The following is a 23839-nucleotide window of genomic DNA, read 5'->3' as shown; positions in this document are numbered from 1 at the left end:
CCAGAGGGGGGTGAGCGCCGACATCAGTTTTTCCCCACAAACCCATCCGTCGCCCGGATCAGCCGGTCCAATATACCTGGCTCGGAATAGGCATGGCCGGCACCCTCGATCAGGTGAAAATCCGCCTTCGGCCAGGCCTTGTGCAGCGCCCAGGCGTAGCGTGCCGGGCACGGCATGTCGTAGCGGCCGTGGACGATGGTGCCGGGAATGTCCTTCAACTTCCAGGCATCGCGCAGCAACTGTCCCTCCTCCAGCCAACCGGCATGGACGAAGTAGTGGTTCTCTATGCGGGCGAAGGCGACGGCGTAGTCGTCCTCACCAAACGGTCCGCTGGTCTCCGGCTCGGGCAAAAGCGTGATCGTCTCGCCTTCCCACAGGCTCCAGGCGCGGGCCGCCTCGATCTGCGCGTTTCTGTCGGACCCCACCAGCCGCTTGCGATAGGCGGCCATCATGTCGCCGCGCTCGGCCTCGGGGATCGGCGCCAGGAAGCGCTCCCACTTGTCGGGAAACATCTCGGAGACGCCGAACTGATAGTACCATTCGAGCTCGGGGCGGGTCAGCGTATAGATGCCCCGCACGACGAGCTCACTGACGCGTTGCGGGTGCGTCTCGGCGTAGGCGAGCGCCAGCGTCGAACCCCAGGAACCGCCGAAGACCAGCCATTTGTCGAAGCCGGCCATTTCGCGCAGGCGCTCGATATCGGCGACCAGGTGCCACGTGCTGTTGGCCTCCAGCGAGGCATTCGGCGTCGACTTGCCGCAACCGCGCTGGTCGAACAGGATGACGTCGTAGAGATCGGGATCGAACAGCCGCCGATGCTTTGGCGAGATGGTGCCGCCCGGCCCGCCATGCAGGAATACCGCCGGCTTGGCGCCTTTGGTGCCGGAGCGTTCCCAATAGACCTGGTGGCCGTCGCCGACGTCGAGCATACCGCTCTCGAAAGCTTCGATCTCGGGATAAAGCGTGCGCAGTTCAGAGCTCATAGTTGCAAACCTTTGGACGGCCAGTCCGTCGTTTCATGGTCGGGATGCTGGAAGGAGATGATCTCCTCCTGCCTAGCATAATAGTCTGGATCCTGGTGGACGGGCTGGTCGAAGATCGTCTCCACCCAAGGCAGCCGCCCGGCGTAATTGACCTGGATCTGCGGCGCCAGGTCGGAGCGATCGTCGAAGGCGCCGATGGCGATCTCCAAGCCGCCGGGCTGGCGGTAGGTCAGCGGCGTGCCGCAGCGGGCGCAGAAACCGCGATCGATGTTGACCGAGGACTGGAAATAGCTCGGCTCCTCACGTGTCCATTCGACGCCGTCCTTCGGCGCTGTCACCAGGGCGCCGAAAAAGGAACCGAACTGTTTCTGGCACATGCGACAGTGGCAGATGGACGGGCGTCCAAGCTTGCCCTTGATGCGGAAGCGCACGGCGCCGCACTGGCAGCCGCCGGTTCGAATGGTCTCGCTCATGATGTTTTCTCCGGCGGCCATTGCTCGGTGTCGTGGTCGGGATGCTGGTAGGAGACAAGCTCTGCCAGATAGGGGGCCGAACCCATATCCGCCATCGTATCCTCGCCCGGCAATTCTGGAATGGAATCCACGTAAGGCAGCTTTGCCTCGGTGCCCCACTGGATGGTCGGCGCGATATCAGCCGGAGCGTCGAAGGCGGCAATCGCCAACGCCATGCCCTCCGGCGCCTCGAAAGTCAGCGGCGTTCCGCATTCGGCGCAGAACCCACGCCAGGCAGCGTTCGACGAGCGGAAGCGCTTGGGCTCGCCGCGCGTCCAGTCCACCTTGGCGCCGCGCACCGAGACCAGCGGAAGGTAGAAATTGCCGCTCGCCTTCTGGCACATGCGGCAATGGCAAACCGAGGCATCGCCGAGTGCGCCCTCGACGCGAAAGCGCACGGCGCCGCACTGGCAGCCGCCGGTGTAGATCGGCCGGTTGTCGAGGCTCATGGCAGGTCACTCCGCATCATGGCAGACGGCCTCGACATTGTTGCCGTCGGGATCGAAGACGAAGGCGCCATAGTAGTCCGCATGATAGTGCGGGCGCAGGCCCGGCCCGCCATTGTCCTTGCCGCCCGCGGCAAGAGCGGCAGCATGGAAAGCATCAACCTCGGCGCGGCTGCGCGCGGTGAAGGCGACGTGCTGGCGGGCCTTTTGCCCCTCCTTGCCTTCCTGGAGCCAGAACACCGGCCGATCGCGGCCGTAGCCACCGACCTTGGCGCCGCCGGTGTATTCCAGCGGCACCATATGGAGCAGCGAGGCGCCAAGCGGCGCCATCGCCTTGTCATAGAAAGCCTTCGAAGCGTCAAAGTCGGCAACGTCGATGCCGAGATGGTCGATCATGGAACGAACTCCTCCGTTGCTGGTTCCGGCACTTACGCGCCAGCCAGGCCGGCCGCAATCACGATGTGCTGACAGACATTGTCGATATCGCGGATCACGTCATCATTCCAGAAGCGCAGGGCGGTCCAGCCGGGCGCTGTGAGCTTGGCTGTTCGCGCGGCGTCAGACGCCGAGACCTCATGAGAGGCGTGCTGAGAACCATCCAGCTCAACGATCAGCTTCCTGTTAGGGCAAGCAAAATCGACGATGTAGCCCGCTATTGGCATTTGACGTCGAAACGCCAGCCCCATGAGTCGGTGTGCGCGTATCTCATTCCAAAGCTTCAGTTCGGCGTCGGTCATAGCCTTGCGCATCTTGCGCGCATTGCCTCGATTGACAGGAGACACACGATAATGGATCACGGCGAGGCGCCCCCCTCTGTCCTGCCGGACATCTCCCCCTCAAGGGGGGAGATCGGCAGTTTCGCTGACGGTACCCAACCTCCAACGTCAGCGATTGGCGAAAGCCTCGGTGATATCCAATCTCCCCCCTTGAGGGGGAGATGTCCGGCAGGACAGAGGGGGGTGCTTCGCGCCAACCTCTCCATTCCCGCCACAAGAACAGTCGCCCTCACCGCTTCACCTCCCACGTCGTCACACGTTCGCCGGTGACCGGGTCCTTGCCGTCCTTCAGTTGCACGCCTTGCGCCAACAACTCGTCGCGGATGCGGTCGGCTTCGGCCCAGTTCTTGGCGGCGATCAATTCCAGGCGCCTGGCGATCGCCTTGGCGACCGCGGCTTCGTCGACCTTGGCCGCCCCGACATCGAAACCCAGGAAGGCAAGCGCCCCCTTCAGCGAGGCCGCTGCGGCGTTGTCGCCATCGCCGCTGAAGTCGACCGCCTCGCCGGCCAACTGGGTCAAAACCTGGAAGGCGGCGTAGGTGGCGAGATCATCCGACAACGCCTGCACGACCTCGGCCGGCAATTGCCCGACCGCCGGCGCCAGATCGGCCGCGCGTTTCCACTTGCGCAGCGTGTTCTCCGCTTCCTCGAGCTTGCGCACGGAAAAGTCGATCGGTTCGCGATAATGCGTCATCAGCATCGCCAGCCGCAGCACCTCGCCGGGCCATTTGCGGCCGCCGAATGTTTCGGTCTCCAGCAGCTCGTTGATCGAGTAAAAATTGCCGAGGCTCTTCGACATCTTCTGCCCTTCGACCTGCAGGAAGCCGTTGTGCATCCAGATGTTGGCCATCACATCGGTGCCGTGCGCGCAGCGTGACTGGGCGATCTCGTTCTCGTGGTGCGGGAAGATCAGGTCGAGACCGCCGCCATGAATATCGAAGACCTCGCCCAGATAGGCGGCGGACATGGCCGAGCATTCGATGTGCCAGCCCGGCCGGCCCCTGCCCCATGGGCTCTGCCAGCCCGGCTCCTCCGGGGACGACAACTTCCACAGCACGAAGTCGCCAGGATTCTTCTTGTGCGCGTCGACTGCAACGCGAGCACCGGCCTGCTGCTCGTCGAGATTTCGCTTCGACAACTGGCCGTAGTCGGGCATCGAAGCGGTGTCGAACAGCACTTCGCCTGCGGCAACATAGGCATGGCCGCGTTTGATCAGGCTTTGAATCAAGGTGATCATGTCTGCCTTGCCGTCGGCACGGGGCTCGACGAACTCGGTGGCGCGCGGCTCGACTGTTGGCTCCAGGCAGCCGAGCGTCGCGACGTCCTTGTGGAATTGGCCCGCGGTCTTCTCCGTCACCCGCCTTATCGCCTCGTTAAGCGACAGTCTGCCGGCTGATATCTCGCTGCCGAAATCGCGCAGTGCGCGTGCATTGATCTTGTCGTCGACATCCGTGATGTTGCGCACATAGGTGACGTGCGTCTCGCCATAGAGATGGCGCAGCAGCCGGAACAGCACGTCGAAGACGATTACGGGCCTGGCATTGCCGATATGGGCGAAGTCGTAGACGGTCGGACCGCAGACATACATGCGCACGTTCAGCGCGTCGATCGGGACGAAATCCTGCTTCGCGCGCGTCAGCGTGTTGTAGAGGCGCAGGCCCTTCGGTGCGTCAGACATTCCATGCCTTTCCGGTTCAGAACTTTTGCCTGGATGAAGCCAGCTCCGCGCCGAGGCGCAAAACGGACTCCAGCCTGCTGGCCGGGGCGTTTGTCCAATCTAGGGGAAGATGAGGCGAAAACGTCCGGACCAGCGCGAAGCTAGCCAATAATGCAAATGCCACAAATGGCGAAAGACGTTTTCATAGGCGGCTTTATCGCCTTGGCCAGTGTTGCCGTCAAGTCGCTTATCCCGAGAAAAACGACGCCAGAACTGGCAAATGCGTCGCCCGATCACACGGAATCAGCCACTGAAACATTTTATTAAACATGTCAGCACAGTCATGAAACATACGCCGGCTAGATCAACCTGCGTCACGATTTGGTCGGATTCGGCCGCCAAACGCAGACACGGAAACGTTATCTGGGAAGAGACACATGCCTCGAAGCAAGCAGGAAGCCAACCGCGCCAAGCAACCAGCGCTGGCAAACCATTATCGCGCAATCGGCCCGGCCGCGATCGTCGCCGCCCTGCTCCACACTGCGAAGAAGAAAAAGCCGGTGCAGAAAATCGTATCGCCCCGCGCTGCCTGAAGCAGTGCGCGATCGGCCCAAGGGTCGGAACGAGGCGCCAAACCGCACCTCGAACAGAGTTCCTGCTAAAACAGCGTCATCTGACTGTCGTCCGCGCCGGGTTTCCGGCGCTTGACCTTCTCGGGCTCGGGCCCGATCTCCCCCTTCTCCTGAATCTCCGGCCCGGTGTTGGCGACCTTGTTGACGAGGTCGGAGACCGGAATCGCTTCGAAGAAGTCGCGTTGCGCCGGCCGCAACAGGTCGGCGACGTCGCGCGGCTCAAGTCCGCGGCAATCGAGCCAGCGGGTGAAGTCTTCAGGTGCGATCACCACGGGCATGCGGTCATGGATATGCGCGATGTCGGCATTGGCCTCGACCGTTAGAATGGCGCCGGTGTCCAACTCCGAGCCGCCCGGTTCCGCATAGGTTTCAACCAGCCCGGCAAAGGCGACCAACCCGCCATGCCGCGGCCTGATCCAGTAAGGCTGCCCCTTCCTGCCGCCCGCCTCTCCGGGCCGCGCCTGGCGCCATTCGTAAAAACCTGATGCCGGCACCAGCGCCCGGCGATGGCGCATGGCGGCTTTGAACGAGGCCTTTTCGATCACGCCTTCGGAGCGTGCGTTGAACAGCAGCGGAAATTCGCCGACATCCTTTACCCAGGCGGGGATCAGGCCCCAGCGCACCAGCATCGGCCGGCGGTCCGGCAGGTTGGAACCCGGCGCCCGCGGCGGGCCTGAGATCGCCATCAGCACCGGCTGCGTCGGCGCTATATTGTAGCGCGTAGGAAACTGCTCCACCTCCGCCAGCCCGAGGAAAGCGGCTGTCTGGTCCGGTGTCGCGGTCAAGGCAAAACGTCCGCACATGTCTATTGGTCCTGATGTCCGGTTTCGAAAGTGGCGATGGAACAGCTGCACTGCAACCGTTAAAGCTGTCCGGCGTCGGCCGGTCCACAACAGGCTGCCGTAAATCAGGGCGATCGGATATCCATGGACGAAGTGCGAAAAGTCATTCCCGCGGTCTCGGTCGCCGTTGTGCGCGGCGACGCCGTGCTTCTGGTCAAGCGGGCGCGACAACCCTCGCAAGGGTTCTATGCATTCCCGGGCGGCAAGGTCGAAGCCGGTGAGACGCTGGAACAGGCGGCACGGCGCGAATTGCTGGAGGAGACGCAATTGCAGGCCGAAAACTACCGACGGCTGCGCGAAATCCTCATCGACGGCACGCTCGACGGGCATCCGGTCGATTACCTGCTGACGGTATTCGGTGCGGCCCATGCCGGGGGCGAGGCCGTGGCCAGCGACGACGCCGAGACCGCCGCCTTCTACACGCTGGCCGAAATGGCTGATCTGCCGCTTGCCGGTTCGGTGCTCGCGGTCGCCGAGGAACTGCTCGGACGGCCGTCGCAAACCCCTGAGCGACCCTGAAATCCGGAATTCGCCCGGCACAATCGCCTTGCAGGCGGCAAATTGTTTGGCCAGATTGACTTATGCGTTGCCTTCCTCTCCTTCTCGCGACATGCCTTGCCGTCAGCCCTGTGGCGGCACGACCGGCGTTCAGCGCCGAGGCACCCTTCGAACCGGGGCTGATGCGGCTGGCGGAGGTTCTGGGGTCGCTGCATTTCCTGCGCAATCTGTGCGGCGAAAAGGGCGACCAGTGGCGCGGCGAGATGCAGAAGCTGCTCGAATCGGAGAACCCGGATCCGCAACGGCGCGCCCGCTTCATCGCCAGCTTCAATCGCGGCTACCGCTCATTCGGCGGCACCTACACGCAATGCACCGCGTCGGCGACCGAAGCCATCGGCCGCTACATGAAGGAAGGCGAGACCCTGTCGCGCGACATCGCCTCGCGCTACGGAAACTAGCCCATATCGCCCAAAGTGCCCTCGCAAGAGCGCATCCGGCCTTCATCAACAGATATCCGGTCCATTGGCGGCGACTGCGGGCATATCCAGCTTGTGTCGAGAACTGTCATGGTGCAATCCTTTTGTTGCGCTTATGCAACAGCGTTAATGAAACGTTAGCGCGCGGATGTGGAATTAACTCAAACTGAAGGTTTTCACCCCGCAGGCACGCCTAATCGGCTAAGTTTGACCAGGATTGAATGCAGCTTCGCAAGCGCAACCGGCCTCCTGTAAAGAACGATCAAAAAAATGTCGTATTTACAAAGACTTATTTGCGGCTGCGTGTAAACGGAACAGATCAAGCCTGATCCATCGAAGGATCGCTGCTTGCAAGGGTGGACATCGCTTATGGAACATGGTGTCAACGACATCGACGCGCTGGTCAGGGAAGAAAAGCGCCTGACCGCAGTGGAGAGCCACAGCGAGGCCTGGGCCGAAGGTCTTTCGGCAGGCATAGAACCCGAGATCATCGCCGAAGCGGCGCTTGAAACCGCGTTCGGCGAAATGCTGCGCGCCAACGGCGAGACATCGGCCCTTGCCCTGCTCGACCGCATGCGTGAAAAGGTGATTGCTGGCGCCTTCGAACCCGAACGGCTGCGGCACTGAACCGACGTCCGGTTCTTTGACGGCAAATGCCGCTCGGGCATCATGCCCGGAAGCAGGGAGAAACGGGCAGTGAATTTTTCGATGTCAGGCGAGCCGCGCGGCTTGGTCCTTTGCATCTGTTTCGCCGCGTGCAGTGCCGCGATTCCCTTGGTTGCGTGTCTGACAAGCAGTCCCGCTTATGCGCTGAGCGAGATCAAGCGCGAAGAACTCCCTTCGCCGGTCCAACCGATGGTAGACGACGACGTGTCGTCGCCGGGAAGCACCGTGCCGATACCCGATCCGGTCGGAACGCCATCTTCGACCAGCCAGCCAACCGCCCCGGACAAGGCCGAGCCGGTCACCCCGCCGAACGGCGACGGTGCCACCAACAGGCCGCGCGTCGATCCCGACGCGCCCACGCCGGAGGTCGTCTACGACCTCGGCAAGCTGCCTGAACCGGTGCGGCGCATGCATGACCTGATCATCGAAGCCTGCGAGAGCGGCGACGTCGAAAGACTGAGGCCTTTGATCGGCAAGGGCGACGGCATGACCCAATTGTCACTGACCGACATAGATGGCGACGCCATTACCTTCCTCAAGGGGCTCTCCGGCGACCAGGATGGCCAGGAGATTCTTGCCATACTGGAGGAGGTGCTCAATGCCGGCTATGTCCATGTCGATGCCGGCACGCCACAAGAGCTCTATGTCTGGCCGTATTTCTTCGCTCTACCCCTGGACAAGCTCGACGCCAGGCAACGGGTCGAGCTGTTCAAGATCGTCACCGCGAGTGACTTCGACGACATGAAGCAGTTCGGCGCCTACATCTTCTACCGCGTCGGCATCACGCCCGCTGGGCAATGGACGTTTTTCGTCGCCGGCGACTGAAACTCGGACACGCGAGTGCCTATTCGTGCGGATCGCCTCGTCGAATGGCTGCATCGGGCCCGTTAATATTCCAGTTGCGGAGAAATCAGGAAGGAAACGAAACTTCAGCCAGTGGTCAAAAGAATGCCCTGGCCGAATTTTTCCGCCAGGTTCTGGATAAGCAGCCTTTCAGATGTTGTAAGGCGCTCTTGATCGACAAACCGCCAGTTGCGCTCGTAGATGGCGAAAGCTTCCTCGGCAGGAATCGGGCGCGTTGCATCGCGGCTCCAGACGAGTGCGTGTAGCTCCGGAAACTCAGCGGGGACAATCATTGGCGTGATATCTGTGCGCATAACCACTCAATTTAGTAGATCGTGCCTAAGAAATCCAATGATGTGAAATAGCTACGCGGAGGGCGCTTCGGAGAACTCCACTGCCCTGCCCTGGCCCGGCGTCACGATCTCGCCCTCCCACATGATGCGCTGGCCTCGAATGACAGTGCCGACCGGCCAGCCGGTGACTTCCTTGCCGTCATAAGGCGTCCAGCCGGCCTTCGAGCCGGCTTGTGCATTGGTGATGGTCTCGCGCCGCTTCATGTCGACAATTGTAAAATCGGCGTCATAGCCGGCGGCGATACGGCCTTTCCTGGCCATGCCGAAGATGCGCTGCGGGCCGTGGCTTGAAAGATCGACGAAGCGCTGCAAGGTCAGCCTGCCGGCGTTGACGTGGTCAAGCATGATCGGCACCAGCGTCTGCACCCCGGTCATGCCCGAGGGCGATGCCGGATATGGTTTTGCTTTTTCGGCCAATGTGTGCGGGGCATGGTCGGAACCGAGTACGTCGACAATGCCTTGCGCGATTCCGTGCCAGACGCCGTCGCGATGGCGCGGGGCACGGACGGGCGGGTTCATCTGGATCAGCGTGCCGAGCCGTTTGTAGTCGTCCGCCGACAGTGTCAAATGGTGCGGTGTCGCCTCGCAGGTGGCGACATCCTTGTGCTGTTCGAGGAACAATATCTCCTCGGCCGTGGAGATGTGCAGGACGTGGATGCGGGCACGGGCGGCCCGCGCGACGCGCACCAGCCGCTCGGTGCAGCGCAAGGCGGCGATCTCGTCGCGCCAGACCGGATGCGATGAAGGATCGCCCCCGATGCGCTCGCCAAGGCGTTCGCGCAGCCGGAACTCGTCTTCCGAATGGAAAGCGGCGCGGCGGCGGGTGTTCCTGAGGATCGAGGCGACGCCTTCATCGTCCTCGACCAGCAGGTCGCCGGTGGACGAGCCCATGAAAACCTTTATCCCGGCCGCGCCCGGCAGGCGCTCGAGCTCGGCGACATCGTTGGCGTTGTCGCGGGTGCCGCCGACCCAGAAGGCGAAGTCGCAGTGCATACGGCCGGTGCCGCGTCGGACCTTGTCGGCAAGCGTTTCTTCGCTGGTGGTCAATGGACTGGTGTTGGGCATTTCGAACACGGCGGTGACGCCACCGAGCACCGCCGCCCGAGATCCAGTCTCCAGATCCTCCTTGTGCTCCAGTCCCGGCTCGCGGAAATGCACCTGGCTGTCGACGACGCCCGGAAGGATATGCAGGCCCCGGCAGTCGATCGTCTCGCCGGCCGAGGCCTGGCGCAGATCGCCGATGGCGGCGATGCGCCCATTCTTCACGCCGACATCGCGTTGCCCCTCGCCGTCATGGTTGACCATCATGCCGCCTGTCAGGATGAGGTCGTAGGTGTTGGCCATGCTGATCGATCTCTTGCGGGGGGAGTGTCAGCGGCTTACGTAATGGCCAACCGTTTTGCAAGATCAGGCTTTTATTCGCCCCATGCCCTTTGCCCTGCTGAAAGACCGCGCGCTCATCTCCGTCTCCGGCCCTGATGCCGAACACTTCCTGCAGAACATCCTGACCACCGACCTCGACGCGCTCGGCGCCGGCGAGGCAAAACCGGGCGCGCTTTTGACACCGCAAGGCAAGATCCTGTTTGACTTCCTGATCTCACGGGCCGGCGAAAACGCGTTCCGCCTCGAATGCCGCGCCGACATCGCTGACGATTTCGTACGCCGGCTGATGCTGTACAAGTTGCGCGCCAAGGTCGAGATTGCCAAATCCGAACAGACGCTTGTCTCCATTGCCTGGGGAAATGAGTCAGCTCCCTCACAAAAGGATTCAACCGTGCTGGCCGACCGGCGCTTTCGCGATGAAAGCGTCACCCGCTCCTATGGCAGCGCTCAAGAGACTGACGACGGTGCCGCATGGCAGGCCTTGCGCATCGCGCATGGCATTGCCGAGAGCGGCACCGACTACCAGCTCGGCGACGCCTTCCCGCATGACGTGCTGCTCGACGAGACCGGTGGCGTCGGCTTCAGGAAAGGCTGCTATGTCGGCCAGGAGGTCGTCTCGCGCATGCAGCATCGTGGCACGGCAAGGCGGCGGGTGCTGATCGTCAGGGCCGAACGGGCCTTGCCTGAGGCCGGCGCCGAATTGACCGTCGACGGGCGATCGGTGGGCACTCTCGGCTCGAATGCCGGCACGATCGGCCTCGGCATCGCCCGTATCGACAGGGTCAAGACAGCGCTCGACGCCGGCCAGCCGATCCTGGCCGGAGACGTGCCGGTTACGGTTGCCATTCCACCTTTCGCCAAATTCAGCTTTCCCCAGGAAGCCGCCGGCACGGAGGAGGCCTGATGGCGGCCGACCGCATCGGTGCGCCGCCACGCGCCTGGCAGCGCATGCTGTCCGGCCGCCGGCTCGACTTGCTCGACCCCTCACCCCTCGATATCCAGATTTCGGACATCGCCCACGGGCTCGCCCGCGTCGCGCGCTGGAACGGCCAAACCCGCGGCGAGCACGCCTTCTCGGTCGCCCAGCATTCGTTGCTGGTGGAAGCGCTGTTTTGCGACCTGATGCCCGATGCGCCGGCGGACGCCCGGCTTATGGCATTGCTGCACGATGCGCCCGAATATGTCATCGGCGACATGATCTCGCCGTTCAAATCGGTGATGGGCGGCAGTTATAAGGACTGTGAACTGCGCTTGCAGCGCGCCATCCATCTGCGCTTCTCGCTACCGCCGGAACCAGGCGCCGGCCTGCGCAAGGAGATCAAGCGCGCGGACCAGATCGCCGCCTATTTCGAGGCCACGCTGCTCGCCGGCTTTTCGACCGCGGAGGCGACCGAGTTCTTCGGTCGTCCACGCGGCTTCAGTGCCGAGCGCTTCGATTTCACGCCGCGCTCGGTAACCTGGGCACAGAACGCCTTCCTGAAGCGTTTTTCCGCGATCGAGAAGTCGCGGCGCAAGGTAGCTACGGCGGTAGGATAGAAAACGCTAAATTAACCGGAACGGCTGACACTGCGGTGTTCGATCACGTCCGCAGGCGCGCCCATGCCCGTCGGTGACATCAAGGATGGTCCGGCCGTCCCGAAACGGGAGGCCGGAGGCATGGACCGCTCGCGCCGCATGGAAGACGAGCTGCGTGCGCAGAACGAACGCTTTTCAGCTGCCGTCGAGAACATGTCGCATGGTCTTTGCATGTTCGACGCCGACGAGCGCATGATCATCTGCAACGGCAACTATATCAACATCTTCTGCCTCGACGCCAACGTGGCGCAGCCGGGGATCCGTTTCATCGACATCCTGCGGCACAGCGTCGATGTCGGCATCGCCTCGCAAAGCGCCGAAGAACTTTACGCCATCCGCAAGCCCTATATCGATGGAGCGAAACCCTCGACCTATGAGGAGGCGCTCTCTGATGGACGCATCATCAGCATCTCGCACCGGCCATTGGCATCGGGCGGCTGGGTTTCGATCTACGAAGACATCACCGAACAACGGCGCGCCGAACAGGATCTCAAGGAACAGCATCGCCGCTTCGACGCGGCGCTCGCGAACATGTCGCAGGGCCTGCTGATGTATGACGCCGGCGGCAGGCTGATCGTGCGCAATCAGCGCATCCTGGAGCTTTATGGTGTGACCGAGGCGGATCTGCCGCTCGGCACGACTCACCGCGAACTCCTTGAACGGCTGGTGCGCCTTGGCGTCTATGCGCCCATAGATGTCGAGGACGAGGTTTCGAGGACCGAGGCTCGCGTGCTGGCCGGCCAGACGCGGTCGACCCCCCGCCGGCTCGCCGACGGACGAACGCTGATGGTTGCCCGCCGGCCGATGAGCGGCGGCGGCTGGGTCGCCACTTTCGATGACGTGACCGAGAGCAGGCTTGCCGAGGAGCGCATGACCCATCTTGCGCATCACGACGTGCTGACCGGGTTGCCCAATCGCTCGGTGTTTCGCGACCGGCTCGACCGGGCACTGGAGGATGCGGCCGCGGGACCGCTGGCAATCTTCTCGCTCGACCTCGACCGCTTCAAGGTCGTCAACGATACGCTGGGACATCCGGCTGGCGACCGGCTGCTGAAAGGCGTGGCCGCAAGACTGCTGCGCTGCGTGGACAACGACGCAGATATCGTCGCCCGTTTTGGCGGCGACGAGTTCGTGATCGTCCAATTCAACGTCGAGGGCCTGGCGAGCGCGGAAAAACTGGCGAAACGCATTGTCGAGGCCATCGCCAAACCATTTCATGACAAGAGCCGGGACATGCATGTTGGCGTCAGCGTTGGCATCGCGCTTTCTCCCGGCGATGGCAGGGACGCCGATACATTGCTGACAAACGCCGACATGGCGCTCTACCGGGCAAAAAGCGAAGGGCGCAACCTGTACCGTTTCTTCGAGCCCGGCATGGATGCCACGGTGCGCGCGCGCCGGGCGCTCGAAGCCGATCTCGATACGGCGCTGCCGAGCCGGGAATTCGATCTCGATTTCCAACCGATCATGGCCATAGCTTCGGGCGAGATTGTCGGCGCCGAGGCCCTGATGCGCTGGCATTCGCCGTCGCGCGGCACTGTGGCGCCGGACGAATTCATTCCGGTCGCCGAGGAAACCGGGCTGATCGTGCCGCTTGGCGAATGGGCGCTGCGAAAGGCCTGTGCGACGGCGGCAGCCTGGCCACCTGGCCTGCGCATTGCGGTCAATGTCTCCGCCGTGCAGCTCAAAAGCGGCGGCTTTGCTCGCAGCGTCATCTCCGCCCTGGCCTTTTCGGGCGTGCCGGCCAGACGACTGGAACTGGAGATCACCGAAACCGTGCTGATGGACGAGAGCAAAGCCGTCCTGAAGACGCTGCGACAGTTGCGTGAACTCGGCATCCGCATCGCGCTCGACGACTTTGGCACCGGCTATTCCTCACTCGGCTATCTCAGGCGCTTTCCCGTCGACAAGATCAAGATCGATCGTTCCTTCATCTCCGACATCGGCAATCTCGATACCGCAGCGATCGTGCGCACCATCATCGGGCTGGGCGCCGAACTGGGCATCACCGTCACCGCCGAAGGCGTGGAAACCGAAGCACAGCTCGACATGCTGCGCCGAAACGGCTGCGTGGAGGCGCAAGGCTATCTGATCGGCGTGCCGTCAAAGGCGGCGGAGATTCAGCACCTGTTGAAATCGAGCGCGGTGCGCAGCCAGACCGGCTGACGCCATAAATCAGCGCAGCGTCTCGATGTATTTTTCATGGAAGCCGATATAACCCGGCTCGACAACCTTCAGATGCCGCTCGATCAGCGCGTGAAACTCCGGCAACCGGTGGAAGGGCACGCCCGGATAGGCGTGATGCTCGGCATGGAAGGGCATGTTCCAGGCAAGCTTGCGCACAGCCCAGTTGGTCAGCGTCGTCCTGGTGTTCTCCAGCATGTTGGCGACGAAGGGGCAGCGGCCATGCTCGGCCAACAGGTAGAGCCGCAGGAACGGCTGGCCGAGCAGCGCGGGAAAGATCCAGACATGGAGCAGCACCGTCGCCTTGAACCACAGCGCGAGCACCAGCACGACGGCATAGAAGGCAATCATCGCGCGTGCCTCGGCGCGTACCTTCGGACGCCCCTTTGGGGGCACGTAGCTGTCCTGGCAACGTCCCATGGCATTGGCCTGGAGCGTCTTCAGATGCCCCAACCACACTGGAAGTCCGGAAACGTGGACCAGGTACTGCCGCCAGGTTTCCGGCTTCGGGAAAGCCAGCTCCGGATCGCGTTCGGGATCCTGGGTGAAACGGTGATGGGCGAAATGGAAATAGCGGAACCAGTCGGCCGGCAGCGCGATCGCGAGGCTGCAGACGCGCGCGACTGCGTCGTTCAGCCATTGACTTTCGAAAGCCGTGCGATGCACCGTCTCATGCAGCAGCGTGAACAGGAACACGATCAGTATGCCTTGCGGCAGCATCAGCAGCGGCCAGAACGGCACCTTGGCGGCGATCAACCATCCGAGGAGCAGGATCGCGCCGAGGTGGAACGCGAGCTGAACAAGGCCAGGCCCATCCGACTTGCCGGTCAGCCGGCTGCGCTCCTCGTTCGTCAGCGAGGCGATCACGTCACGATGATCCATAGGGGCATTCCGGCTGATTGAATTCATTCGGTCAGCATACCCCAGCAAGAAACCTTTCTAACAACGAGGATTTCTGCAATATAGATAAGCTGAGCTTATCTTTTTGGTCACCGCCATGGTTGCACTGCCATCGTTGCGAGGTCTTCAGGCCTTCGAGGCGGCTGCGCGCACCGGCAGCTTCGCCGCGGCGGCGGAAGAGCTATCGGTCTCGGCCGCCGCAGTCAGCCAGCTCATCCGCATCGTCGAGGAGCAAGTTGGCCGCAAGCTCTTCCACCGCGCCAACCGGCGTGTCGTCCTGAGCGAGGCTGGCGTCGAGATGCTGCCTCGATTGACCATGGCCTTCCAGGAAATCGGCAGCGTCTCGCGCCAGCTTGCAGGCGATGCGTTCCGCCCGCGGCTCGTTGTCTCGGTCCCTCCGTCCATGGCCATGGGCTGGCTTTCCGAGCGCCTTGCCGGCTTCATCGCCATCCACGGTGCCGTCGACATATCTCTCAGGGGCGATGACGACCCGGTGTCGTTCGACCGCGACCTGATCGACCTCAGGCTCTCCTACGGTCCGCACTATCGTGAGCACCCGATCGAGGACATTGTCCAGGACGCGGTCTATCCCGTCTGCGCGCCAAAGCTCGCCAGTGTGCTGGAGGCGGATGGCGGTCCGCTCGCCGGGCTGCCCCTGATCCACACCGACTGGGGACCGACCGGCGCATCCTTTCCCTCATGGCGCAGCTGGTTCGAGGCGGCCGGCATCGCGCCTGGGCGCGGCATTCAGCGCGGCCTGTCGGCAAACTCCTCGCGCGCGGCGCTCGACCTCGCCATTTCGGGACTGGGTGTGGCGCTGGCGCAAGGGATCTATTGCGCCGAAGCCGTGGAGGACGGCCGGCTGTTCCGGCCTGTCGCCAAGGCGATTGCGCTGCGTCAGCCCTATTGTCTGACAATTCCGCAGCGGAGCGCAAGAAGAGAGGTCGTGGCGGCGTTCCGCGCCTGGCTGGTCGATGAATGCCAGCGCGCGGTGGGCTCGCCGGCGCTCCGCTGAGCCAGCAAGCGGCGATGGTCAGAGGTGCCCGCTCAATGCCTCGACCATGTCCTTGTTCGCCGCCACCGGCACGATCTCGGACTCCACCAGATCCGCCCACTCGATCACCCAGCGCTGCAGCAGCGTGACGTCGTCGGTCTCCACCAGCAGGAAACAGCGGCTCATGTCCGCCGCGATCCAGCTATGGTGCACCAGAAGCTCGTTGGGCTTCAGGCGACCGTAATCGCGGAAGCGGCGGTAGATCTCCTTGCGGTCGCAGCCGCGAAAATCCTCGGTCACCAAAAACAGCATCTCTGCCCCCGATTGGATGATTATCGGCCCGGCCGCTCCAAACGTTCCAGGAACCATTGCGTCAGCCGTACCCAGACCTCGTCCTTCTCGCCGGAGTCCTCCCAGCCATGATCGAGGTTGGGATTGTCGTTGACCTCGATGACGAAGACGCCGTCCTTGGTCTCCTTGAGGTCGACGCCGTAGAGGCCGTCGCCGATGCAGCGCGCCGCCTTGACTGCCGTCTCGACGACATGGGGCGGCGTCTCCTTCAGCGTGAAGGTCTTGATGCCGCCCTGGTCGGGCTTGCCGCTGGCCTTGTGGTTGACGATCTGCCAGTGCTTCTTGGCCATTAGGTAATGTACGGCAAACAGCGGTTGGCCGCCGAGCACGCCGACACGCCAGTCATATTCGGTCGGGATGAATTTCTGCGCGATCAGAAGATCGGAATCCTCCAGCCATTCGGTGGCGAGTGTCTTCAATTCCTCGAAATTGGCGCATTTCTTGACGCCGCGCGAGAAGGAGGAATCCGGGATCTTCAGCACCAGCGGAAAACCCAGCGTCTGCGCCGCGAGTTCAAGGTCGGAAGTGCCGGCTATCATCACGGTCGGCGGAACCGGCACCTTGTTGTAGGCCATCAGCTCGTTGAGATAGACCTTGTTGGTGCAGCGGATCATCGACAGCGGGTCGTCGATGACCGGCATGCCTTCCTGCTGGGCGCGGCGCGCGAAACGATAGGTATGGTTGGAGATCGAGGTGGTCTCGCGGATGAACAGCGCGTCGTAATTGGCGAGCTTGGCGAGGTCCCTCTTGGTGATCGGCTCGATTTCGACGCCCATCTTTTCGGCGATCCTGGCCCAGTAGCGCAGCGAGGAGATTTCCGAGGGCGGCAATTCCTCATGCGGATCGACCAGCGTGGCGAAAGTGTAGCGCGCCGGCGTGCGGCCCTTGGTGTCGCGCCATTCGCGATTGGTATAGGTGTCCAGGCATTGCAGGAAGAAGCTCTCCTCCTCCTCGGTCATGCGCGCCAGGGGATGAAAGCCGATCTTGCGGATCGAGGCCCATTCGGCACTATCCTTGATGTGGACCTCGAGCGCCGGCGCGCGGAACCAGTCGAACAGGAGCTTGGCGAATCGGTCCCACACCTTGGACGGGCCAATGCCGAAGAAGATGCAGACCTTCGCCGGAAAAGCGCCGCCAAGATCCTTGCGGCACTTGTTGAGCGCCAGCTCCAGTTCGGGCAGCGCATGTTCGTAAAGCTTGCGCTCCGACAGGTCGATCATGGTTTCGACGGTCGGGATGACCTTGTGGCCGCGCGAACCCGCCAGCAGCGAGGCATAATAGCCGCGGCTCTGGTAGCCGTAATTGTTCGACAGGTTGATGACTTTGGGACGCTGGCCGCGAAACAGCGCCGGATGCGCGAGATAGTCGCGGTTCGTGATAATCTTGTGCGGTGTCGCCACCTGGTCGAGATCGCTCTGCCGGCCAGTTAAGATAACCCAGGTCATTGTTATCAGCGCTTCCCCAGAGTGATGGCGGCGCGCAGTCCGTCGCGGCCGAACTGCGCCATGTTCATAAAGATGCCGTAAGGCACGGGAATGTTGGCGGCATCAAGGATGGTCTCCTGCCTCTCGTCCTCAACCCAGGGATCGTGGATCAGGATATGGTCGCCGTCGTCGCCGATGGCCAACACCCAGTGCGGCACCTTCTTGCCGAACATCAGGAAGCCGCTGATCAGCACCAGCACCAATTTTCCTTTCGCGATCGCGGCGCGAATGTCGTCGATGGTGAATGAACGGTAATTCACCGGGATGCCGTAAAGTTCCGCGCGTCGGCGAAAGTCGACCTGGGCCAGTTCCATCACCCGGCGCTTGTCCGCGCTACGCACCGACTGGAGGAACAACGCGCCGTAGAAAGACACGTAAATCTCGGCCGCAAGGCCGCTCTCATAGCCGGCGACCGCAAGGCCGAACGGCTCGCAGCCACCCGGGCCCGACATCATGAAGACGGTCGTCGCTTCGCGCCAAAGACGAATTTCCCTGACCGGGTCCGGTACGAAGTCGTGATCGAAATTGCCCATGGCCATCATCAGGCAGCAGGGACCGCAAGTGAATTCGCAGGTCTGCTGGTAGAATGGCACGCTGGTGGCGGCCGGAAGTTCGCCGCGCAAGGTCTTCTCGTAGCGCAGCGCCGTGGCGCCGTCCTCGTAGTAATCGGGTTCGCGGCCGATCTTGCGGTAGCCGGCCCCCTCGTAGATGCCGATGGCGCGGGCATTATCCTCCCGCACTTCTAGGCGCAGCATCATGCGGTCGTGTTCGAAGGCCGCCTCCTCCGCCGCCGTTAGCAACCGGCGGCCGATGCCGAGGGCGCCAAAAAAGGGACTGGTGGCGATCGAATAAAGGCGCGCCACGCCGCTGCCCTTGCGAAACAGCACAATCGCATAACCGGCGACGCGGCCATCTCTTTCGGCGACCAGCGTCTCGGCGGTCTCGCGCTCGATGAACTGTCGGAAGGAGCGACGGGAAATGCGGTCGCTGGAGAAAACAGCTTTCTCGATGGCGGCGAGATCATCGACGTCAGTCGCGCGGGCCGTGCGGATCTCGGCAGGCATGCGGGCTTGGAAAACCTCGATTGGGTTGTGATGAAGGCCCTATTCGAAACGTCCAGACACCAGCCCAGAACGGCAGCGCCCATCCAGCGCTATCGCACCTCGATTAGGGCCGAATTGTGACAGATTCGGCGCCAGCCCGGGAGGACAAAGGCTTTGAACCAGGTCACCGTTTTCGAGTAGGCGGCGCCGCCAAAAAAACGATGCTGTTCAACTCGCCAGGCCGGCCAGAAGCTGGCTGTAGGCGCTCTTGGCCACGATGGCCAATTGCTCGCGCGGCACTGAGCCGACGACAGCGCAGCCATAGCCCTTGTCCAGCCAGTAGACCGCCTGTGGGCCGGCTTGCGCCGAAGCGTAGGTCCCCCTGGCGTTCTCCACCGATTCGGCCGTTACAAAGAGCGATATGCGCTCGCCCTTGTCGTCTTCATAGAGCAGCATTGCCGCCTTGTTCTCGCCAGCCGGCAGCAACCTGCCGCCGACCAGTTGGAACCCGCTGCCGGTCAAGTCCGGCGCAACCAGCTTCAATCCGACCCGGTTGGACAGCCAGGTCAGCAGATGGTCCCTGTCGCTTGCCGGCACTTCCACCGCATGCCGCTTCTCGGCGGCATAGATGACATGCGCGGCGATCGCCTGCTCGGCCAACTGATCCTCGGCCTGATCTTCCCGGCCAATACCGTCGCTGCCGGCAAAGTAGCCGCCAAACCCGCCCGCGGTCAGTAGACCGGCAGCGGCGGCAGCAAGCCACCAGCGCGAGCGTGGCATTGGCGTCCTGGCTGGCGTCTCGCCAAGCACCACCTTGCGCAACCGCACCGGCACCGGCTCGTCGATCACGCCAGCGAAGGCATCTCGCAATGCCGTCCTGTCGGCGATGAAACGGGCGCTTTTCGCCTTCATCTCGGGAGTGGCGTCGAGCCATGCGTCATAGGCGGCGCGCTCATCGGCCGGCAACTCGCCGTCGAGTGCCATGTGGATGTCGCGTTCGGAGAAATCGCGGCGGATCATTTCTAGACGATCCTTATCGAACGGCGGCGTGCCGTGTCGTCCAGCAGCCCGCGCAACTCCTCGCGCCCGCGCGCGATGCGCGACATCAGCGTTCCGGCCGGCACGCCCAGGATGTTGGCGGCCTCGGCATAGGAAAAGCCTTCGATCGCGACCATAACGAGCGCTGCACGGCGGTCGGGGCTGATCGCCTGCAATGCGTCAACGATCTCGCGCGAGGCGATGCTTTCCACCTGCTCGGCCGGCTGTGCAACCGCCTCGCCCGCTTCCAGCGACAGCATCGCGGCTTCGCCGCGCCGGTTCACTTTGCGCATCTGGTCAATGAACAAATGATGCATGATCGTAAACAGCCACCTCCTGGGGCTTTCTCCCGTCTGCCAGTTGTCGAGCCGCATGAGGGCCCGTTCGAGACAGTCCTGGACGAGATCGTCGGCGGCATCGCGGTCGCGCAACAACGAGCGTGCGTAGCGGCGCAGGCGCGGTATTTCGCCGAGGATTGCTGCCTTCTTTTCGTCCATGACCGCTGGTTTTCGGAATTGCCCTATTCATCAGATTGAACGCGCCTTCGCGGCGCGACGCAAGCAGCCAGTGCGAAGCGGTCCACCGCCCCGGTCACCCAAGCAATGATGTAACGATGGGAGCGGCGGGTTTATTCCCGCAATCAACAGGAGGCCAACTACGCCAAATCGGTCTTGAGAAAGTCATTGCCTTTAAAGAGCAACGGAACATCAAGAGCCTTGGCGCAGGCGTAGGAAAAGCAATCACCAAAATTAAGGTCGGCCGGATGACCGACCGCTTTGCTGTACCGGATGCTGGCATCAATGGCGCGCCCACCGATATCCTCGTTGATGGTTACATTGCGAGCGTCGATCTCAACAATGAACGCATCGACCAGATTGCGCGCCGCAGACAGCATTCCGGGAGTCGGCTTTTTGGCACCGGCATTCACTCGCCCGAGGGCAAGCGTAGCTTCGAGCCGAACAAGCGCTGAAATGTACAGCTGACCGTCGACGTCGGCGATCCGCTTCAGCAATTCCTCCCAACCCGATTCCTTGGCGAGAATTGCAACGACAACCGATGCGTCGACAAACATCAGTCTTCCCACATCTCGTCCATGAATGCCTTCATATCGAAGGTGGTGTCGGACGGCCCCAACGCCGCTGCTTGCGCTTGAAGAACGGCAATCCTCTCCCGCAGCGGTTTGCGGGCGCGGCTTCGTTCAAGTTCGTGCAAAAGCGCGGTTCGCACGGCTTCCGTTTTGCTCGGCGCATTCGTCTCGTGCTGCAATTTCGTCGCCAGCGCATCTACCTCATCGTCGCGGATATAGAACGGCATATGAATATCTCCGTGAATATTCATATATTCCATTTTGAATATTCAAACAATCCTAACCCTCACGCCCCTTCGCCACCCTGGTCAAAAGCCGCTGGTAAAACAGGCCGATGCCAATCAGCACGGCGCCAAGGCCGATGAAGGACAGCGCGCGAAGCACACCCTCCAGCTCCGACATGTCGAAGAGGAACACCTTCAGTACGGCGACCGCGATCAATGCGGCCGAGGCGATGCGCAGCACCTGCGATTTCAGCCAGACGCCGGCGGTCAGCAGCGCCACGCCGATGATCAGCCAGAGTGCCGAATAGGTGTAGGTTTCCAACTGGCCAAGGCCGCTCCACAAGCCGATGAACTCACCCTTGAACAGGCGCCGCACCGACAACGTGGCATAGGCGAAGGCAAGCAGGGCCGCCACCAGCGCCAGCATGGCGGCATACCATTTCGGCCGCTTGTTGCGGGCATAGAGCGCAAGCCCGCCGGCTGCGACCGCCGGCAGGAGATAAGCGAGGAACAACAGGTTGAAGGCCGGGATCTGCCCGGTCGACTCGTCGGTGAAGAGCGGGTTCAGCACCAGGAAATGCTGCACGACGATGAAGGCGACCGAAATCACGCCCGCCGCCATGGACCCGTAGCGTAGCACGGAACTTGGCGAGCGCCTGTCGATGGCCACGAGTATGGCGCCGGCGCCGATCGCGATCAGCGTGTAGATGGCCTGTTCGGCAAGTGTGGGCGCATCGCTGTTGAGGACACCGCCATGCATGGCGTGGCGCACCAGCATGGCAAGCGTCAGCAGTGCAAACAGCGCCGCCGAAGCTTCCATGGCCAGGCGCGGCCGGCCGTCGGTGGTGCGGGCCAGTTGCCAGGCGGCGAAAGCGAAGGCGAGCGCCGGCACGCCATAGCCCGGCAGCAGCCAGTTGAAAACCGGGGTCGTCGACAGGAACCCGGCACCGACGACGGTCGGATCGAAGATGACACGTCCAAGCACCGCCGCGACCGCGCCGACCGAAATCCAGCCGAGCACCGGATAGGAACGCCAGCGTGTGGCCAGCGCCGGCACGATTGCGGCCGCACCAAGCAGGATGGTTGTCCAGCCGGAACTGAAGGCCATATGCAGCATCAGCAGGCCTGCGAGCGCGGCTCCGCCGAGCGCGAAGGATACGGCGGCCCTGCCCTGCAACGGCGGTTGCTCGCCGCGCGCGATCCACTCGCCCACGGCAGCGAAAACCACGACCAGCAGCGCCGCCACGGCGGCGTAGGCAAGATCGCGGTCGAGATTGCCGAACGTGAACCAGAGTGCCAGCAGGACGACCAACGGCACGATGACGCCCCACGCCGCCCATGACGCAGCGCGGAAGTGGGGCGCGGCGGCAAATTTGCGGGCGGCCCAGAAACCGGCGCCGATGAAGACAAGGCCAAGCGCAACACCGATGCGCAAGGTCAGTGCGTTCGATGTCGCCAGGGGCACGGCATCGATGCCCAAGACGTCGCCGGAAAAATCGGAAGCGATCGAAGTCGGCGGGATGATGCCGAGATAGATCAGCACCGTCACCAGTCCCGCCGCATAGAGCAGTGGCAGCGCTGGGGGGCGGTAGAGCGCGACGGCCACCATCGCGGCGAGCACGACGGCTCCCGGCAAGGCATCGCCGGCAGCGACGAAGGCCGGATCGACCGAAAGGCCCAGCGCCGAGAGGGCAACAAACAGGCCCGGCGCGACGGACGGCCAGTCGAAAGCCGTGGCTGATCCGCCTTCGTCGCTGCGGCGGGCGAGCCAGACGAAGGCGAGCACGGCCAGCGTGACGGTGTTCACGAACAGGATCACGGATAAATTCGCGCCCGGCGCATCGGTCATGTAGAGGATCGTCCAGATGCCGGTACCGACAAAGGCCGCCGTCATCAGCAACTTCCAATCGCGCATGCGGGCAATGACGCCGCTGGCGGCAAGCACGATCGCCAGATAGCCGAACAGGGCCCAGGGATTGGGCGCCTGAGAGGCAATCAGCATCGGCGTCACCATGGCGCCGACGAGGCCGATACCAGCCAGCGCCTGGCCGTGGACAAGGGCGGCGGCAATCGTCGCTATGCCGATGGCGCCGAGCAGCGTGAAGGCGAGCGCCGGCCCGATAAATCCGTAGATGCCATGTGCGGCATAGACGGCGCCAAACAGGATGAAGGCGCCCGCCGCAGTCAGGATCGCCGGGATGTAGGCGCCTGCGGCGCCTTGCACGGGCACCCTGAAGCCGGTGCGGCGAATGAATTCGCCGGCTGCAATCAGCACAAGGCCGAGCAGCCCGGCCATGATGAGCCGCACATCGGGGCCGAAAATTCCGGCTTCGATCGTGTAGCGGATGAGAAACAGGCCGCCTAGCGCCAGTGCCAAACCGCCGACCCAGACCGCCCAGCGGGTGCCGAGCGCCGTTTCGATATCGGGTTTGCCGGGCGCTTTCACCGCTGCGACAGGCTCGGATTCTGCTGCCTTGGGCGCCGCCTCGCCTGGTGTCCATGGTCCCGGCTTGACCTCGTCCGTCGCGGCGTCGGTTTCCAGAGCCGGCAGCGCCTGCCCGGTGGCTGCCTCGCTGGCCGTTGGCGAAACGACCACGGCCGCAGCAACAACGGCTTCGGCCGGCTGGCCCTCGGTCGCCGCCGGTTCGGACTGCTTGGCGAGAGGCGGCACGGCGCCGGAAAGGACGAGGCTCCGCAGTGCGCCTAGCTCACGCTCGATCAGTCCGATGCGGCTCTGCTGGCGCGAAATGATGACGAACAGCGCGATGATGGCGACAAGGCCGATCAGGCTTTCAAACATGGCGGCTCCCCCAAACCAGACCAGTTGCTACTGACAATCAAATGTGGCCTGCAAACGACCAACGGCGTCGGATCGGCGGCTGGAAAAATCGA

General features: G+C 63.0%; 27 protein-coding genes. 9 read left to right on the top strand and 18 right to left on the bottom strand.

All coding sequences use genetic code 11. The features are described from left to right. Positions 1-23 precede the first annotated feature (23 nt). From pip to cysS, 6 genes are all read right to left on the bottom strand, one after another. Positions 24-983, bottom strand: coding sequence for a prolyl aminopeptidase (pip, locus tag FJ979_RS11240; protein WP_140520672.1), 960 nt, complete (start codon positions 981-983; stop codon positions 24-26). Continuing rightward, complete coding sequence (locus FJ979_RS11235; protein WP_140520673.1) at positions 980-1456, bottom strand: GFA family protein; 477 nt, start codon at positions 1454-1456, stop codon at positions 980-982. Before FJ979_RS11235 ends, pip begins: the two co-directional genes overlap by 4 nt. Then, positions 1453-1944 carry a GFA family protein gene (locus tag FJ979_RS11230; RefSeq protein ID WP_140520674.1) on the bottom strand — a complete coding sequence of 164 codons (492 nt, stop codon included), beginning with the start codon at positions 1942-1944 and terminating at the stop codon, positions 1453-1455. Before FJ979_RS11230 ends, FJ979_RS11235 begins: the two co-directional genes overlap by 4 nt. Positions 1945-1950: 6 nt before the next feature. Next, entirely contained in the window at positions 1951-2337 is a 387-nt protein-coding gene (locus FJ979_RS11225) for a VOC family protein (RefSeq protein WP_140580914.1), read from the bottom strand. Positions 2338-2369: 32 nt separating this feature from the next. Beyond that, positions 2370-2690 carry an endonuclease domain-containing protein gene (locus FJ979_RS11220; RefSeq protein WP_140580988.1) on the bottom strand — a complete coding sequence of 107 codons (321 nt, stop codon included), beginning with the start codon at positions 2688-2690 and terminating at the stop codon, positions 2370-2372. A gap of 256 nt (positions 2691-2946) precedes the next feature. After that, entirely contained in the window at positions 2947-4395 is a 1449-nt protein-coding gene (cysS, locus tag FJ979_RS11210; RefSeq protein ID WP_140580911.1) for a cysteine--tRNA ligase, read from the bottom strand. A 416-nt stretch (positions 4396-4811) separates the two neighbouring features. On the opposite strand from cysS, the gene FJ979_RS11205 reads away from it, so the two are divergent. After that, on the top strand, positions 4812-4967 hold the full coding sequence (locus tag FJ979_RS11205; protein ID WP_140494544.1) for a hypothetical protein: 156 nt from the start codon (positions 4812-4814) through the stop codon (positions 4965-4967). Positions 4968-5032: 65 nt separating this feature from the next. On the opposite strand, the gene FJ979_RS11200 is transcribed toward FJ979_RS11205, so the two are convergent. Beyond that, entirely contained in the window at positions 5033-5809 is a 777-nt protein-coding gene (locus tag FJ979_RS11200; RefSeq protein ID WP_140494546.1) for an SOS response-associated peptidase, read from the bottom strand. Between the two features lie 123 nt (positions 5810-5932). On the opposite strand from FJ979_RS11200, the gene FJ979_RS11195 reads away from it, so the two are divergent. The 4 genes from FJ979_RS11195 to FJ979_RS11180 all read left to right on the top strand — a co-directional run bounded on the left by FJ979_RS11195 (position 5933) and on the right by FJ979_RS11180 (position 8313). Then, the gene (locus tag FJ979_RS11195) at positions 5933-6367 is read left to right on the top strand and encodes an NUDIX domain-containing protein (protein ID WP_140494548.1); all 435 of its coding nucleotides are present in this window, start codon (positions 5933-5935) and stop codon (positions 6365-6367) included. A gap of 62 nt (positions 6368-6429) precedes the next feature. Continuing rightward, complete coding sequence (locus tag FJ979_RS11190; RefSeq protein WP_140494550.1) at positions 6430-6804, top strand: TIGR02301 family protein; 375 nt, start codon at positions 6430-6432, stop codon at positions 6802-6804. A 387-nt stretch (positions 6805-7191) separates the two neighbouring features. Then, the gene (locus FJ979_RS11185; protein ID WP_008874920.1) at positions 7192-7449 is read left to right on the top strand and encodes a hypothetical protein; all 258 of its coding nucleotides are present in this window, start codon (positions 7192-7194) and stop codon (positions 7447-7449) included. Between the two features lie 69 nt (positions 7450-7518). Next, a complete protein-coding gene (locus FJ979_RS11180; RefSeq protein ID WP_181168498.1) occupies positions 7519-8313 on the top strand; it encodes a hypothetical protein in 795 nt (264 codons plus the stop codon). A 104-nt stretch (positions 8314-8417) separates the two neighbouring features. Here FJ979_RS11180 and FJ979_RS11175 read toward each other — a convergent pair whose 3' ends face one another. Together FJ979_RS11175 and FJ979_RS11170 are read right to left on the bottom strand one after the other, a co-directional pair. Further along, the gene (locus FJ979_RS11175; RefSeq protein WP_140580909.1) at positions 8418-8645 is read right to left on the bottom strand and encodes a hypothetical protein; all 228 of its coding nucleotides are present in this window, start codon (positions 8643-8645) and stop codon (positions 8418-8420) included. A 51-nt stretch (positions 8646-8696) separates the two neighbouring features. Further along, on the bottom strand, positions 8697-10028 hold the full coding sequence (locus FJ979_RS11170; protein WP_140580906.1) for a dihydroorotase: 1332 nt from the start codon (positions 10026-10028) through the stop codon (positions 8697-8699). Positions 10029-10110: 82 nt separating this feature from the next. Between FJ979_RS11170 and FJ979_RS11165 the strand changes: the two genes are divergently transcribed. The 3 genes from FJ979_RS11165 to FJ979_RS11155 all read left to right on the top strand — a co-directional run bounded on the left by FJ979_RS11165 (position 10111) and on the right by FJ979_RS11155 (position 13808). Then, complete coding sequence (locus FJ979_RS11165; RefSeq protein ID WP_140580904.1) at positions 10111-10971, top strand: folate-binding protein YgfZ; 861 nt, start codon at positions 10111-10113, stop codon at positions 10969-10971. After that, complete coding sequence (locus tag FJ979_RS11160; protein ID WP_140580901.1) at positions 10971-11603, top strand: HD family hydrolase; 633 nt, start codon at positions 10971-10973, stop codon at positions 11601-11603. The genes FJ979_RS11165 and FJ979_RS11160 overlap by 1 nt, the downstream gene beginning before the upstream one ends. Before the next feature lie 63 nt (positions 11604-11666). Then, a complete protein-coding gene (locus FJ979_RS11155) occupies positions 11667-13808 on the top strand; it encodes an EAL domain-containing protein (RefSeq protein WP_140580898.1) in 2142 nt (713 codons plus the stop codon). Between the two features lie 9 nt (positions 13809-13817). On the opposite strand, the gene FJ979_RS11150 is transcribed toward FJ979_RS11155, so the two are convergent. Then, positions 13818-14708: a fatty acid desaturase family protein gene (locus FJ979_RS11150; RefSeq protein WP_140580896.1), complete on the bottom strand. Its 891-nt coding sequence runs from the start codon at positions 14706-14708 to the stop codon at positions 13818-13820. A gap of 115 nt (positions 14709-14823) precedes the next feature. On the opposite strand from FJ979_RS11150, the gene FJ979_RS11145 reads away from it, so the two are divergent. Further along, positions 14824-15741 (top strand): LysR substrate-binding domain-containing protein, encoded by a 918-nt coding sequence (locus FJ979_RS11145; RefSeq protein ID WP_140580894.1) that lies wholly within the window; start codon positions 14824-14826, stop codon positions 15739-15741. 18 nt (positions 15742-15759) lie between these two features. Here FJ979_RS11145 and FJ979_RS11140 read toward each other — a convergent pair whose 3' ends face one another. The 8 genes from FJ979_RS11140 to FJ979_RS11105 form a co-directional block, all read right to left on the bottom strand. Beyond that, positions 15760-16032 carry a DUF3303 family protein gene (locus FJ979_RS11140; protein ID WP_140580893.1) on the bottom strand — a complete coding sequence of 91 codons (273 nt, stop codon included), beginning with the start codon at positions 16030-16032 and terminating at the stop codon, positions 15760-15762. Positions 16033-16052: 20 nt separating this feature from the next. Then, positions 16053-17516: a RimK family protein gene (locus FJ979_RS11135; RefSeq protein WP_140494569.1), complete on the bottom strand. Its 1464-nt coding sequence runs from the start codon at positions 17514-17516 to the stop codon at positions 16053-16055. Between the two features lie 5 nt (positions 17517-17521). Further along, entirely contained in the window at positions 17522-18619 is a 1098-nt protein-coding gene (locus FJ979_RS11130) for a GNAT family N-acetyltransferase/peptidase C39 family protein (protein WP_140580891.1), read from the bottom strand. Positions 18620-18826: 207 nt separating this feature from the next. Further along, complete coding sequence (locus FJ979_RS11125; RefSeq protein ID WP_140580890.1) at positions 18827-19618, bottom strand: anti-sigma factor; 792 nt, start codon at positions 19616-19618, stop codon at positions 18827-18829. Between the two features lie 2 nt (positions 19619-19620). Beyond that, positions 19621-20133: an RNA polymerase sigma factor gene (locus FJ979_RS11120; protein ID WP_140494575.1), complete on the bottom strand. Its 513-nt coding sequence runs from the start codon at positions 20131-20133 to the stop codon at positions 19621-19623. A gap of 158 nt (positions 20134-20291) precedes the next feature. Beyond that, positions 20292-20708, bottom strand: a complete 417-nt coding sequence (locus FJ979_RS11115) for a type II toxin-antitoxin system VapC family toxin (RefSeq protein ID WP_140520684.1) — start codon at positions 20706-20708, stop codon at positions 20292-20294. Next, positions 20708-20950 carry a type II toxin-antitoxin system VapB family antitoxin gene (locus tag FJ979_RS11110; RefSeq protein ID WP_140580985.1) on the bottom strand — a complete coding sequence of 81 codons (243 nt, stop codon included), beginning with the start codon at positions 20948-20950 and terminating at the stop codon, positions 20708-20710. Before FJ979_RS11110 ends, FJ979_RS11115 begins: the two co-directional genes overlap by 1 nt. Positions 20951-21002: 52 nt before the next feature. Beyond that, positions 21003-23747, bottom strand: coding sequence for a DUF2339 domain-containing protein (locus tag FJ979_RS11105; RefSeq protein ID WP_140580888.1), 2745 nt, complete (start codon positions 23745-23747; stop codon positions 21003-21005). Between the last annotated feature and the right edge of the window lie 92 nt (positions 23748-23839).

This window comes from Mesorhizobium sp. B1-1-6, from assembly GCF_006443035.1.
Classification (GTDB): Bacteria; Pseudomonadota; Alphaproteobacteria; order Rhizobiales; family Rhizobiaceae; genus Mesorhizobium.
Note: the sequence above shows the minus strand (reverse complement) of the source record. Positions and strands in the feature narration are given on the sequence as shown.

Bases quoted from the DNA above. Each gene is read 5' to 3' on its own strand.
- pip (WP_140520672.1), bottom strand. From the start codon at position 983: ATGAGCTCTGAACTGCGCACGCTTTATCCCGAGATCGAAGCTTTCGAG.
- FJ979_RS11235 (WP_140520673.1), bottom strand. From the start codon at position 1,456: ATGAGCGAGACCATTCGAACCGGCGGCTGCCAGTGCGGCGCCGTGCGC.
- FJ979_RS11230 (WP_140520674.1), bottom strand. From the start codon at position 1,944: ATGAGCCTCGACAACCGGCCGATCTACACCGGCGGCTGCCAGTGCGGC.
- FJ979_RS11225 (WP_140580914.1), bottom strand. From the start codon at position 2,337: ATGATCGACCATCTCGGCATCGACGTTGCCGACTTTGACGCTTCGAAG.
- FJ979_RS11220 (WP_140580988.1), bottom strand. From the start codon at position 2,690: ATGCGCAAGGCTATGACCGACGCCGAACTGAAGCTTTGGAATGAGATA.
- cysS (WP_140580911.1), bottom strand. From the start codon at position 4,395: ATGTCTGACGCACCGAAGGGCCTGCGCCTCTACAACACGCTGACGCGC.
- FJ979_RS11205 (WP_140494544.1), top strand. From the start codon at position 4,812: ATGCCTCGAAGCAAGCAGGAAGCCAACCGCGCCAAGCAACCAGCGCTG.
- FJ979_RS11200 (WP_140494546.1), bottom strand. From the start codon at position 5,809: ATGTGCGGACGTTTTGCCTTGACCGCGACACCGGACCAGACAGCCGCT.
- FJ979_RS11195 (WP_140494548.1), top strand. From the start codon at position 5,933: ATGGACGAAGTGCGAAAAGTCATTCCCGCGGTCTCGGTCGCCGTTGTG.
- FJ979_RS11190 (WP_140494550.1), top strand. From the start codon at position 6,430: ATGCGTTGCCTTCCTCTCCTTCTCGCGACATGCCTTGCCGTCAGCCCT.
- FJ979_RS11185 (WP_008874920.1), top strand. From the start codon at position 7,192: ATGGAACATGGTGTCAACGACATCGACGCGCTGGTCAGGGAAGAAAAG.
- FJ979_RS11175 (WP_140580909.1), bottom strand. From the start codon at position 8,645: ATGCGCACAGATATCACGCCAATGATTGTCCCCGCTGAGTTTCCGGAG.
- FJ979_RS11170 (WP_140580906.1), bottom strand. From the start codon at position 10,028: ATGGCCAACACCTACGACCTCATCCTGACAGGCGGCATGATGGTCAAC.
- FJ979_RS11165 (WP_140580904.1), top strand. From the start codon at position 10,111: ATGCCCTTTGCCCTGCTGAAAGACCGCGCGCTCATCTCCGTCTCCGGC.
- FJ979_RS11160 (WP_140580901.1), top strand. From the start codon at position 10,971: ATGGCGGCCGACCGCATCGGTGCGCCGCCACGCGCCTGGCAGCGCATG.
- FJ979_RS11155 (WP_140580898.1), top strand. From the start codon at position 11,667: ATGCCCGTCGGTGACATCAAGGATGGTCCGGCCGTCCCGAAACGGGAG.
- FJ979_RS11150 (WP_140580896.1), bottom strand. From the start codon at position 14,708: ATGGATCATCGTGACGTGATCGCCTCGCTGACGAACGAGGAGCGCAGC.
- FJ979_RS11145 (WP_140580894.1), top strand. From the start codon at position 14,824: ATGGTTGCACTGCCATCGTTGCGAGGTCTTCAGGCCTTCGAGGCGGCT.
- FJ979_RS11140 (WP_140580893.1), bottom strand. From the start codon at position 16,032: ATGCTGTTTTTGGTGACCGAGGATTTTCGCGGCTGCGACCGCAAGGAG.
- FJ979_RS11135 (WP_140494569.1), bottom strand. From the start codon at position 17,516: ATGACCTGGGTTATCTTAACTGGCCGGCAGAGCGATCTCGACCAGGTG.
- FJ979_RS11130 (WP_140580891.1), bottom strand. From the start codon at position 18,619: ATGCCTGCCGAGATCCGCACGGCCCGCGCGACTGACGTCGATGATCTC.
- FJ979_RS11125 (WP_140580890.1), bottom strand. From the start codon at position 19,618: ATGATCCGCCGCGATTTCTCCGAACGCGACATCCACATGGCACTCGAC.
- FJ979_RS11120 (WP_140494575.1), bottom strand. From the start codon at position 20,133: ATGGACGAAAAGAAGGCAGCAATCCTCGGCGAAATACCGCGCCTGCGC.
- FJ979_RS11115 (WP_140520684.1), bottom strand. From the start codon at position 20,708: ATGTTTGTCGACGCATCGGTTGTCGTTGCAATTCTCGCCAAGGAATCG.
- FJ979_RS11110 (WP_140580985.1), bottom strand. From the start codon at position 20,950: ATGCCGTTCTATATCCGCGACGATGAGGTAGATGCGCTGGCGACGAAA.
- FJ979_RS11105 (WP_140580888.1), bottom strand. From the start codon at position 23,747: ATGTTTGAAAGCCTGATCGGCCTTGTCGCCATCATCGCGCTGTTCGTC.